General features: G+C 72.0%; 8 protein-coding genes. 1 reads left to right on the plus strand and 7 read right to left on the minus strand.

Annotated elements, in window-relative coordinates; genetic code table 11:
- Nucleotides 1-477: 477 nt before the first annotated feature.
- From ABVB68_RS12890 to ABVB68_RS12920, 7 genes are all read right to left on the minus strand, one after another.
- Complete coding sequence (locus tag ABVB68_RS12890; protein WP_353601094.1) at nucleotides 478-1,539, minus strand: PadR family transcriptional regulator; 1,062 nt, start codon at nucleotides 1,537-1,539, stop codon at nucleotides 478-480.
- 1 nt (nucleotide 1,540) lies between these two features.
- Nucleotides 1,541-2,521 (minus strand): DUF4097 family beta strand repeat-containing protein, encoded by a 981-nt coding sequence (locus tag ABVB68_RS12895; protein ID WP_353601095.1) that lies wholly within the window; start codon nucleotides 2,519-2,521, stop codon nucleotides 1,541-1,543.
- Nucleotides 2,522-3,069: 548 nt separating this feature from the next.
- Nucleotides 3,070-3,252, minus strand: coding sequence for a DUF6104 family protein (locus ABVB68_RS12900; protein ID WP_128381182.1), 183 nt, complete (start codon nucleotides 3,250-3,252; stop codon nucleotides 3,070-3,072).
- Between the two features lie 523 nt (nucleotides 3,253-3,775).
- Nucleotides 3,776-7,576 (minus strand): multifunctional oxoglutarate decarboxylase/oxoglutarate dehydrogenase thiamine pyrophosphate-binding subunit/dihydrolipoyllysine-residue succinyltransferase subunit, encoded by a 3,801-nt coding sequence (locus tag ABVB68_RS12905; RefSeq protein ID WP_353601096.1) that lies wholly within the window; start codon nucleotides 7,574-7,576, stop codon nucleotides 3,776-3,778.
- A 303-nt stretch (nucleotides 7,577-7,879) separates the two neighbouring features.
- Nucleotides 7,880-8,995, minus strand: a complete 1,116-nt coding sequence (locus ABVB68_RS12910) for a HAMP domain-containing sensor histidine kinase (protein ID WP_353601097.1) — start codon at nucleotides 8,993-8,995, stop codon at nucleotides 7,880-7,882.
- Nucleotides 8,992-9,729, minus strand: coding sequence for a response regulator transcription factor (locus ABVB68_RS12915; RefSeq protein WP_353601098.1), 738 nt, complete (start codon nucleotides 9,727-9,729; stop codon nucleotides 8,992-8,994). The genes ABVB68_RS12910 and ABVB68_RS12915 overlap by 4 nt, the downstream gene beginning before the upstream one ends.
- Nucleotides 9,730-9,841: 112 nt before the next feature.
- A complete protein-coding gene (locus tag ABVB68_RS12920; RefSeq protein ID WP_353601239.1) occupies nucleotides 9,842-10,519 on the minus strand; it encodes a spermine/spermidine synthase domain-containing protein in 678 nt (225 codons plus the stop codon).
- A 247-nt stretch (nucleotides 10,520-10,766) separates the two neighbouring features.
- On the opposite strand from ABVB68_RS12920, the gene ABVB68_RS12925 reads away from it, so the two are divergent.
- Nucleotides 10,767-11,720, plus strand: coding sequence for a rhomboid-like protein (locus ABVB68_RS12925; protein WP_503006095.1), 954 nt, complete (start codon nucleotides 10,767-10,769; stop codon nucleotides 11,718-11,720).
- Nucleotides 11,721-11,749 lie beyond the last annotated feature (29 nt).

An 11,749-nucleotide genomic window follows, 5' to 3' on the forward strand; every position in this document is an offset into this window, starting at 1 on the left:
GCTGTTCGGCGTCTGCCGGCGGGGGCTGGATCGAGGGCCCTGCCCACTCCGCCGCACGGCTCCTGCCGTTCAGTCGCTGCCGGCGGTGGGGAGGGCCCAGACACCTCGCTGCCCGGCCCCTGCCGCTGCCCGTCCGGCGTCTGCCGGGGGTGGGGGTGGGCTGAGGGCCCGGACCATCTCGCCGCCCGGGCTTCTGCTGTTCGGCGTCTGCCGGCGGGGGCTGGATCGAGGGCCCTGCCCACTCCGCCGCACGGCTCCTGCCGTTCAGTCGCTGCCGGCGGTGGGGAGGGTTCAGAGACCTCGCTGCCTGCCCCTGCCCCTGCCGTTCGGCTCTGGCGGCGGCGGCAGGGTGGGGGTGGGGGTGGGCTGAGGGTCCTGGCTGTTCCGCCGCCCGGCTCCTGATGCACGGCCGCGCCGGTCGAGTGGCGCGGGTCAGTCGGTCGGGTGGCATCGGGTCAGCCGGTGGGGTGGCGCGGGTCAGTCGGTCGGGTGGTGGAGCAGGGCCGCGATGTGGGCCGCCGCCGTCGACAGGTGACGGCGGGTCTGACGGAGCTGGGCATCGGTGACGCCATGGTCGCGGGCCGCGTCGCGGATGTCGTCGCGGAAGCGGTCCAGCAGACGGTCCAGGTCGCGGGCCGGGTCGCCGGTGAAGTCCTCATGGGCCCAGGCGGGTTCGTACCCGGCCGGGAAGTCCTCCGCGGTGGAGTAGTGCGGTTCGGCCGCGGGCGCGGAACCGGCCGGGGCCGCCTGGGTACGGCCGAAGGGCCGCTCCCGGGCGGACTCCTTGCCGAAGCCCTTCCCGAAATCACCGAACTCCTTGGCCAGTTCCGTCAGGCCCTCGCGGACGCCGGTCGGCCAGTCACCGCGGGCGAAGTGGTCCTGCACGCGGTCCTGGACGTGCCGGGCGATCCGCTGCATCTCCTCCTGCGCCTGTGCCCGTGCCCGAGCCTGGGCCTCCTGGGCCTGGTGGCGGGCCTGCTGGGCCTCCTCGCGGGCCCGGCGGCTCTCGTCCTTGGCGCGGCGGGCCTGCTCCTTCCACTCCTGCCTGACCCGGCGCATCTCTTCCTTGGCGGCGCGCCAGGCCTCCTTGTCACCGAGATCGCCGCAATCCCCGAAGGGGCCCGCCGCGCCGCCCGGCGCCTTGGCGCCCCGGCGCGCCTCGGAGGCGGCCGCCCGCATCTCGCGGCGCAGGTCACCCGCCGCTCCGCGCACATCGGCCTTGATCTCGGCGGCCAGTTCCGCGACCGACTCGCGGATCTCCAGCTCCAGGTCGGCCAACTCGCCGCTTCGATCGGCCAGTTCGGCGCGGCCCGCGTCCGTGATGGAGTACACCTTGCGGCCGCCCTCGGTGGTGTGCCGGACCAGGCCCTCGGCCTCCAGCTTGGCCAGACGGGGGTAGACGGTGCCCGCCGAGGGGGCGTAGAGCCCCTGGAAGCGCTCCTCCAGAAGCCTGATCACCTCGTAGCCGTGGCGCGGGGCCTCGTCGAGCAGCTTGAGCAGGTAGAGGCGGAGGCGTCCGTGGGCGAAGACGGGGGGCATGTCAGAGCACCTTCTTGTCGTTCGTGCCGTCGGCCGGGGTGTCCGTGGCGTCGGTGGCCGGGCCGGGGACGGAATTGTCCCCCGGCGTGGCCGGTGCGTCATCGACCGACCCGGGTGCCGGGTCGGTGCCCGGGTCCCGTGGCGGCTCGGCCTCCCAGGGGGCGAGGTCCTCGTCCTCGCGTGACGGGCGGCGCAGCAGGGCGATCGAACCTGACACCGTGGTCGCCCGGAGCCTGCCGGTGCCCGCGCCGAGACGGCCGGTGATCTTGTGGGCGCCCCACTGGCCGCGCACCCGCAGCCCCTCGAAGGCGTTGGAGATCGTGCCGCTCGCCGTGTTCGCCTCCACCTCGGCGTCCGCCGGATGCGGCAGGCGGATGGCGATCTCGCCGGAGACGCTCGTGAGGCCGACGTCCGTGGGGCCGTCCGGGTCCAGGTCGACGATCATGGAGCCGCTGACGGAGTCGGCGCGGACGGAGGGCCCGGAGCCGTCGACCACGGTCAGGTCCCCGGAGACGGAGTGGAACCGCAGGTCGCCGGTGACCGCCTGTGCCTCCAGGTTCCCCGAGACGGTGTCCGCGCGGACCGGGCCGGAGACACCGACCAGCGTGGTGTCACCGGTCACGCCCTTGATCACCGCCGGGCCGCGGATGCCGGAGACGACCGCGCCGGCACCGACCACGCCCACCTCGACGCGCGTGCCGGCGGGGACCGCGAGGGAGACGACGGCGCTGCGCCGCCAGCCCTTGCGGTCGAGCCACTTCAGGAAGCCCTTCCAGGGCAGGTCGTCGTAGGCCACCGTGAGGGTGCCGCGCTCGTGCGTGACCAGCAGGGGTGGGCCCTCGATCTCGGAGACCTCCAGACGGGCGGAACCTTCGTCCGTGCCCACCACGTTCACCGTGCCGTTGACGATGCGGACGTGCAGGTCGCTCACGGTGGTGTCGAAGGTCAGCTTCTGGGCTTCGGCGACGGACCACTCGGACATGTGACCTCCTGGGCAGGACTCGACCGGGACGCGCCATATCGCGTTCTCCGAGAAACACGATATATCGTGCCCTCGCGAAGTCAAGACACCCTTTCGCGTGACCGCCCGACACCTTGCCGCCGTGCCGATCCGACCGCCGGCGAACCGCGTCGGCAGGCACGTGCGGACGGGGCGGGGCAGGGCTGAGCCGGGCACGGCGGGGTCGGACGGGGGGCGTCGTGATTGCACGGAGGGCGAGGGGCCGGCCGACGGCGCCGGGTGCGCGGCGTAGCGCGCCGACATCGGGTGTGCGGGGCGGCCGGGGCGCGCCGACATCGGGTGTGCGGGGCGGCCGGGGCGCGCCGACATCGGGTGTGCGGGGCGGCCGGAGCAGGCCGAAGGCGCCGGGCGTGCGGAGTGGCGAGGGGCGTGGCGGATGGCGTCGGGCGTGTGCCGGCGTACGCGGTCATGGGGCCGACGCAGGGGAAGCGGCAACCGGTGTACGGGCCGGCTCGGGCACGGGGCCAGGGAGCCGCGGCGGGATGGCGGTCCCCTGGCCCGCGGGCGGACTACTCGTCGTCGTCCTCGTCGTCCAGCCGGGCCAGCCAGGTCGCCAGGCGTTCCACCGGGACCTCGAAGTCCGGGTTCAGGTCGACGAACGTCCGCAGCTGCTCGGCGAGCCACTCGAAGGTGATCTCCTCCTCACCGCGCCGCTTCTCCAGTTCTTCAATTCCTCGGTCGGTGAAGTACACGGATGCTCTCCTGTGAATCGGCCCGGGGGGGCCGGGGGATGTACGGCTCCAGGGTATGCGGAGACGCCGACGGCCCTCACCCGGCCGGTCGCCGGCCGGGCCCAGCCGACCCCGGCCGGCGACCGGCCCGGCAAGGCGGCCCGGCAAGGCGGGACGGCGGGCCGGACAGCGACCGGGCTCGGCGGCCGGGCAGGGGCCGGGCCAATCCACTGGGTCCTGCGACCGTCCTCGGCGGCCGGGCAGCGGCCGGGCCAAGCCACCGGGTCCTGCGACCGGGCTCGGCGGCCGGGCAGCGGCCGACCCGATCCACTGGCTCCTGCGACCGGGCTCGGCGGCCGGGCAGCGATGGCCCCGCAGTCGGACGGCGGCCCTACACCGCGGCCGGGCGGTCGTCGGGCCCCACGAGCGACGGTGCAAGCGGACGGAGGAGCGGGCCGGAGTGTTTCGGGGGCCGTACGGGAAAAGGGCCCGGCCCCGAGTCCTGGGACTCGGGACCGGGCCCTTCGATGAGGGGCCGGAGGCCTTACGCCTCGAACACCTCACGCACCAGCTGCTCCTGCTCGGCCTGGTGGCGCTTGGCCGAACCCACCGCCGGGGACGAGCCGTGCGGGCGCGAGATGCGCCGCAGCCGCTCGCCCGCCGGGATGTCCGCGCCGACCGCCAGGTCGAGGTGGTCGATCAGGTTGAGCGCGATGAACGGCCAGGCACCCTGGTTCGCCGGCTCCTCCTGCGCCCACAGGTACTTCTCGGCGTTCGGGTACTTGTTGACCTCCGCCTGGAGCTCGGCACCCGGCAGCGGGTACAGGCGCTCGATGCGGATGATCGCCGTGTCCGTGGCGCCGCGCTTGGTCCGCTCGGCCGCCAGGTCGTAGTACACCTTGCCGGCGCAGAAGACGACCTTGCGGACGGCGGCCGGGTCGGCCGTGCTGTCGCCGATGACCGGACGGAACTCGCCCGTGGTGAACTCCTCCGCCTTCGAGGCCGCGGCCTTGAGGCGCAGCATCGACTTCGGGGTGAAGACGACCAGCGGCTTGTGGTGCGGGTTGTGCACCTGCCACCGCAGGAGGTGGAAGTAGTTCGACGGGAGCGTCGGCATCGCGACCGTCATGTTGTTCTGGGCGCAGAGCTGCAGGAACCGCTCGGGACGCGCGGACGAGTGGTCCGGGCCCTGGCCCTCGTAGCCGTGCGGCAGCAGCAGCGTGACGCCGGAGGTCTGGCCCCACTTCTGCTCGGCCGAGGAGATGAACTCGTCCACCACCGTCTGGGCGCCGTTGACGAAGTCGCCGAACTGGGCCTCCCACATCACCAGCGCGTCGGGCCGGGCCAGCGAGTAGCCGTACTCGAAGCCCATCGCCGCGTACTCGGAGAGCAGGGAGTTGTAGACGTTCAGGCGGGCCTGGTCGTCCGAGAGGTACTGCAGCGGGGTGTACTCCTCGCCGGTCTCCCGGTCGATCAGCACCGCGTGGCGCTGGCCGAAGGTGCCGCGCTGGGAGTCCTGGCCCGCCAGCCGGACCGGGGTGCCGTCGAGCAGCAGGGAGCCGATGGCGAGGGTCTCGCCCATGCCCCAGTCGATCGTGCCGTCCTCGACCATCGCCGCGCGGCGCTGCAGCTGCGGCAGCAGGCGCGGGTGGACGGTCATGTGGTCGGGGACGTTGACCTGGGACTCGGCGATCCGCTTGACGGTCTCCGCGGAGATGGCGGTCGGCACCGACACCGGGAAGCCGTCCTGCGGCACCTGGGTGTCGCCGGGGGCCGGCTGCGAGGTGGCCTCGCGGACCTCGGTGAAGACCTTCTCCAGCTGGCCCTGGTAGTCCTGCAGGGCCTGCTCGGCCTCTTCCAGGGTGATGTCGCCGCGACCGATGAGGGACTCGGTGTAGAGCTTGCGCACCGAGCGCTTCTTGTCGATCAGGTCGTACATCAGCGGTTGGGTGAAGGCCGGGTTGTCCGACTCGTTGTGACCGCGGCGGCGGTAGCAGATGAGGTCGATCACCACGTCCTTGTTGAACGCCTGGCGGAACTCGAAGGCGAGCCGCGCCACGCGCACGACGGCCTCGGGGTCGTCGCCGTTCACGTGGAAGATCGGGGCCTCGATCATGCGGGCCACGTCCGTCGCGTACATGGAGGAACGCGAGGACTCGGGGGCCGCGGTGAAGCCGACCTGGTTGTTGATGACGATGTGGACCGTGCCGCCGGTGCGGTAGCCGCGCAGCTGCGACATGTTCAGGGTCTCGGCCACCACGCCCTGGCCCGCGAAGGCCGCGTCGCCGTGGATCGCGACCGGCAGGACGGTGAAGTCCGTGCCGCCCTTGTTGATGATGTCCTGCTTGGCGCGGGCGACGCCCTCCAGGATCGGGTCGACCGCCTCCAGGTGGGAGGGGTTCGCGACCAGGGAGACCTTGATCTGCTCGCCGTCCAGGCCGGTGAAGGTGCCCTCGGCGCCCAGGTGGTACTTCACGTCGCCGGAGCCGTGCATCGACTTCGGGTCGAGGTTGCCCTCGAACTCGCGGAAGATCTGCGCGTACGACTTGCCGACGATGTTCGCCAGTACGTTCAGGCGGCCACGGTGGGCCATGCCGATGACGACCTCGTCCAGGCGGGACTCCGCCGCGGAGTCGATCACCGCGTCGAGCAGCGGGATGACGGACTCGCCGCCCTCCAGCGAGAACCGCTTCTGGCCGACGTACTTCGTCTGCAGGAAGGTCTCGAAGGCCTCCGCCGCGTTCAGCCGGCGCAGGATCCGCAGCTGCTCCTCGCGCTCCGGCTTGGAGTGCTGGCGCTCCACGCGGTCCTGGATCCACTTGCGCTGCTTGGGGTCCTGGATGTGCATGAACTCGATGCCGGTGGTGCGGCAGTACGAGTCGCGCAGCACGCCGAGGATGTCGCGCAGCTTCATCATCGACTTGCCGGCGAAGCCGCCGACGGCGAACTCGCGCTCCAGGTCCCACAGGGTGAGGCCGTGCTCGACGATGTCCAGGTCGGGGTGCTTGCGCTGGCGGTACTCCAGCGGGTCGGTGTCGGCCATGACGTGGCCGCGGACCCGGTAGGAGTGGATCAGCTCGAAGACGCGGGCGGCCTTGGTGACGTCGTCGTCGTGGCTGGCGTCGATGTCCTTGAGCCAGCGGACCGGCTCGTAGGGGATGCGCAGCGCCTCGAAGATGTCGTCGTAGAAGCCGTTCTCGCCCAGCAGCAGGTTCGCGACCTGGCGCAGGAACTCGCCGGAGGCGGCGCCCTGGATCACCCGGTGGTCGTAGGTCGACGTGAGCGTCATGACCTTCGAGATGCCGAGCTTGTTCAGGGTGTCCTGGCTGGTGCCCTGGAACTCCGCCGGGTAGTCCATGGAGCCGACGCCCAAGATCACGGACTGGCCGGGCATCAGACGCGGCACGGAGTGGACGGTGCCGAGCCCGCCGGGGTTGGTCAGGGAGACCGTGACGCCGGTGAAGTCGTCCATCGTCAGCTTGCCCTCGCGGGCGCGGCGGACGATGTCCTCGTAGGCCTGCCAGAACTCGAAGAAGTTCAGCGTCTCGGCCTTCTTGATGGCGGCCACGACGAGCTGGCGGTCGCCGTTCGGCTTGACCAGGTCGATGGCCAGACCGAGGTTGACGTGCGGCGGCTTGACGAGGGTCGGCTTGCCGTCCTTCTCGCCGAACGCGTGGTTCATCGCCGGCATGGCCTTGATGGCCTGCACCATCGCGTACCCGATGAGGTGCGTGAAGGAGATCTTCCCGCCGCGGGCGCGCTTGAGGTGGTTGTTGATGACGATGCGGTTGTCGAACAGCAGCTTCACCGGGACCGCGCGCACCGAGGTGGCGGTCGGCAGTTCCAGCGAGGCGTTCATGTTCTTCGCGACGGCGGCGGAGGGGCCGCGCAGCGTCACGTACTCCGGACCGTCGGGCGCCTCGGTGGCGGGGGCCGCCTTCGCCTTCGGCTGAGCCGGCGCCTGTGCGGGCGTCGCCGGCTTGGCCGGGGCGGGGGCGGCCTTGGCCGCGGGAGCGGGGGCCGGAGCGGGAGCGGCGGCGGGCTTCGGAGCAGCGGGGGCCGGCGCGGGCGCGGCCTGGGGCTGCGGAGCCTGCGGGGCCGGGGTGGTGGGCTCTGCGGCCCCCGCGGCCGCAGGTCCCGCCGGAGCCGGGGTGGCAGGAGCACCCGGCTTGTAATCGGCGAAGAAGTCCCACCAGGCGCGGTCTACCGAATTCGGGTCCTGGAGGTACTGCTGATAGATCTCGTCGACGAGCCACTCGTTCGGACCGAACGCCGCAGCGGGGTTCTTCCCGGTGGCTTGGTCCTCGGTGGAGACGCTCGGGTTACTGGGGGACTGTGGCGACACGGCGGCAACCGCCCTCTTCCGCTTCACAAGGTGATGGACAGCGGGAATCAAGGCTACGCCTCCAAGACCGCGAAGGTCAGGTCGGGTCCGTTCATCGTCGCGTAAGTCACATCGGAAATCTTGTTTCAGGGCTTGATCTGGCGGGAAACAAGCGTGGTTCCGCATATGGGAGGGTGCACCGGCACCGGCCCTGCGCGTCTTCGTTCGACGGGTGGCGCGGGCCTGTTCCCGATCACACGTGTCCAGCTGCACGGGAACGGCGGCGATCGTCGTGGATCTTGTGCTTCCGGTTCGAACTTTACGTCAACTTGAAGCTGGGGACGCTCCCGGAAGGGTGACGATGATCCGGCAGCCCCGCTCGGATTCGGCCACACCGATCCGGCCGCCGTGCAGATCCACCGCCCACCGGGCGATCGCGAGGCCGAGGCCGGTGCCGCCGTCGCTGCCCGGTCCGTGCGGCCGGGTCACCGAGCCGCGGTTGAACCGCTCGAACACGCGGTGCCACTCCGACCTGGGGATGCCGGGCCCCTCGTCCTGCACCTCCAGCTGCAGCGACTCGGGCTGCGGTCCGCGCCGCGCCTTCAGCGTCACCCGGCCGTGCGGCGGGCTGTGCTTGACCGCGTTGTCGATCAGGTTGGCGACGACCTGGTGGATGCGCTCGGGGTCGGCGTGCGCGGTCAGCTCCGGCGGGGAGACGTCGAGGTGCAGATGCACGTCGGTGCGGGTGTGGCTGCCCGAGCCGGAGGCGATGCCCGCGCGCGCGGAGGCGACCATGTTGGCCTCCTTCAGTACGCCCGACAGATACGGCCACACCTCGAAACGCAGCATCTTCAGCGGGACGACGCCGTTGTCCAGCCGGGACAGGTCCAGCAGCGTCTCCACCAGCCGGCCGAGCCGCTCGGTCTGCTTCAGGGCCGTGCGCATGGTCTCCGGGTCGGCCTCGGTGACCCCGTCGACGATGTTCTCCAGCACCGCGCGCAGCCCGGCGATGGGCGTGCGCAGCTCATGGGAGACGTTCGCCACCAGCTCCTTGCGCTGGCGGTCCTGGGCCTCCAGCTCGTCGGCCATGACGTTGATCGTCTCGGCGAGGTCGCCGAGCTCGTCCCGCCGGTTGTCCTGCACGCGGCGCGTGTAGTCGCCCTGGGAGATGGACCGGGCGACCGTGTTCATCTCGTCCAGCGGCATGGTGAGCGAGTGCGCCACGAACTGCGTGATCAGCAGGGTGGCGATCATCGAGAAGACCGTGATGAAGCGCAGCTCCGTCTTGGTGTGCACCGCGACGATCGACAGTCCCGTCGTGATCAGCACCGCGATGACGACCAGCGCGCCCAGCTTGGTCTTGATCGAGAACGGGCGTACGCCGCCCCAGGGCTCGTCCCCGGGGCTCCTCCGTGCGGCCTGGCGCCCGTCGGCGCTCACGGTGTCGGCGTCTCCAGTGCGTAGCCCACACCGTGCACCGTGCGGATCCGCTCGGCGCCGATCTTCCGCCGCAGCGCCTTGATGTGGCTGTCGACCGTACGGGTCCCGGAGGCGTCCGCCCAGTCCCACACCTCGGCCAGCAGCTGCTCCCGGGAGAGCACCGCGCGCGGGGTGTTCGCCAGGCACACCAGCAGGTCGAACTCGGTGGGCGTCAGGTGGACGTCCTCGGACTTCACTCGCACCCGGCGCTGCGCGTGGTCGATCTCCAGCTCACCGAGGCGCAGGATGCCGGAGCGGGGCGTGGAGGCGGCGACGGCCGCCCGTTCCACCCGCCGCAGCAGCACGTGCACGCGTGCCGCCAGCTCCCGCATCGAGAACGGCTTGGTCATGTAGTCGTCGGCACCGACCCCGAGCCCGACCAGCATGTCGGTCTCGTCGTCCCGCGCGGTGAGCATCAGCACCGGCACCGGCCGCTGCGCCTGTACCCGCCGGCAGACCTCGAGCCCGTCGAAGCCGGGCAGCATGATGTCGAGGATCAGCAGGTCGGGCTGCCAGGCCTCGGCCGTGTCGACCGCGGCCGGACCGTCGGCCGCGGTCTGCACCAGAAATCCCTCGGCGCGCAGCCGGGCCGCGATGGCGTCGACGATCGTGGGGTCGTCCTCGACGACCAGCACCCGGCGCTGTGCGCCCGGGGTCGTCGTCGCGCCGCTCTGGGAGGTGTGTGTCTGCTCCATCGCCCGCCCCTGTTGTTGCTTTCCGGAACCCGTGGGGTGATCCCATGTCTGCGATTGACGCTTGAATGATCCGCGTCAGTGCAGCACATTACGGGGACTCACCGCGCTGTCGCTATCCAGGTCGGACGCCGAGGTGCACGGCGTCCGGAACGCCCCGGGCAACCGGCACCTCTTCGGTACGCACCTGTCGGAACCCGGCATTCCGCAAGGTTCCTTCAAATTCCGGAGAGGGTCTCGCCGACCACACCGCGATCACCCCGCCGGGTGTCAACATCCTTGCGCACGCGGTGAGTCCGGCCGTCCCGTAGAGGTCGTCGTTGCCCTCCGTGACGGTCCAGCCCGGCCCGTTGTCGATGTCGAGGCACAACGCGTCGAACGTGTCCGATGTCTCATTGACGTAGGTCACCAGGTCGGACTCCACGATCTCGCAGCGCGGATCGGCGAGGGCGTCCGCGGACAGCCCGGACAACGGGCCACGGCGGTGCCAGTCGATGACGGCGGGCTCCCGCTCCACGACGACGATCCGTCCCCAGCGGGCGTCGGCGGCCGCGTGTGCGAGTGAGAAGCCCACCCCCAGCCCTCCGATCAGCACGTCCGGCGCCGGGCGCCCGTCCAGGGCGGCGTACGCGGCGTCGACCAGGAGCCGCTCCGAGCGGCCGTCGGAGGTGTCCATCAGGAAACAGCCGTTGGCGATGATCTGCAGCAGCGAGCCGTGCCGGCGCAGCACCACTTCGCCGTACGGGCCGTCGCGCCGGTCCAGGACCACGGGTGAATCGTCCACGGCAGTCATGTCGTCCACGGCAGTCATGGGGCCATCCTGCTTGAACGGGGCCCTGCGTTCACGGGAATTACGGATGACGGACCGGCCGCACGGGCCCGGCCGCCCGGTCCGGCGGCCTCCCGGAGCCCGGGGTGACGGGGTCCGGACGCGGCCGGAGCCTGAGAGGTTGCTGTGAATCCGCTCGCGCGTGGCGTCGGTCATAGACACCGGACCTGTGAACGCCAAGGGTGGGGCGCGACGGAAGGAGCGCCTCACCGTGGAACGGTTCGCGACGGGCCCCGAGACGGCCGCGTCCCGGCCCTCGCCGGGCACCGCCCTTTCCGACGGCACCGCCGCCTTCCGGCCTCCGGGCGCCGACGGCACCACCGTCTTCGCATGTCCCGGTGCCGACGGCGCCGCGGCTCTCCCGCTTCGCGGCGCCGACGGCGCCACCGTCTTCCCCCTTCCCGGCGTCGACGGCGCAGCGGCCCTCCCGGCTCCCGGCGTCGCCGGACTGCTGGACGGGATGCCGCGCCAGCGCGGTGCGACGGCGCCGGCCCCGGCACCCGTCGGAGCGCCCCCGGCCGTCCGGGCCCCGCGCTGGTGGCACCTGCTGCCCACGCCCGCGGGCACCCCGTTCACCTTCGCCTACGTGGCCGTCCTGGCCGTCACCTCCGTCGTCACCACGCTGGCCGGCCCCGCCCTCGTGCACTCCCTCCACGAGGGCTCCAGCACGGACGTGGCCCATCTGCTGCGCGCCCCCGTCTCGGTGCTGCTGGCGAGCGCGGTGTGGATCGCGGGCGGGCTCCTCTCGCCGTACGCGCTGGCCTTCGTGGTCGTGCTCACCGCCCTGGAACGGCGGGCGGGCGGGGTGCGCGCGATGGGCGCGTTCCTCGCCGGGCACGTGGTGGCCACGCTCGCCACCGAGGTCCCGGTGGGCCTGGCGGTGCTGTTCGGGCACCTTCCGCCGACCTCGCTGCACCGCCTCGACTACGGCATCAGCTTCGGCGTCGCGGCCAGCGTCGGCGCGCTGGCCGGTCTGCTCCGGCCGTGGCTGCGCTGGCCCCTGCTCGTGCTGGTGGGCGGCGCGCTCGTGGACGACCTGATCGCCTTCGCGGACCCCATGACCAACTGGGGCCACCTCATCGCCCTCGCGACCGGCGTCGCCTGCTGGCCGCTGGTCCGGCCCCGGCGGCGCACCGCCGCGGCGATCGCCCCGTCGTCCCGGTGAGCTCCCGCTTCCCGGTGACCTCCTGCTTG

It is taken from the genome of Streptomyces sp. NPDC096012, from assembly GCF_040426375.1.
Taxonomy (GTDB): domain Bacteria; phylum Actinomycetota; class Actinomycetes; order Streptomycetales; family Streptomycetaceae; genus Streptomyces.

Coding starts and splice junctions, on each gene's coding strand:
- ABVB68_RS12890 (WP_353601094.1), bottom strand. CDS start 1,539: ATGCCCCCCGTCTTCGCCCACGGACGCCTCCGCCTCTACCTGCTCAAG.
- ABVB68_RS12895 (WP_353601095.1), bottom strand. CDS start 2,521: ATGTCCGAGTGGTCCGTCGCCGAAGCCCAGAAGCTGACCTTCGACACC.
- ABVB68_RS12915 (WP_353601098.1), bottom strand. CDS start 9,729: ATGGAGCAGACACACACCTCCCAGAGCGGCGCGACGACGACCCCGGGC.
- ABVB68_RS12920 (WP_353601239.1), bottom strand. CDS start 10,519: ATGACTGCCGTGGACGATTCACCCGTGGTCCTGGACCGGCGCGACGGC.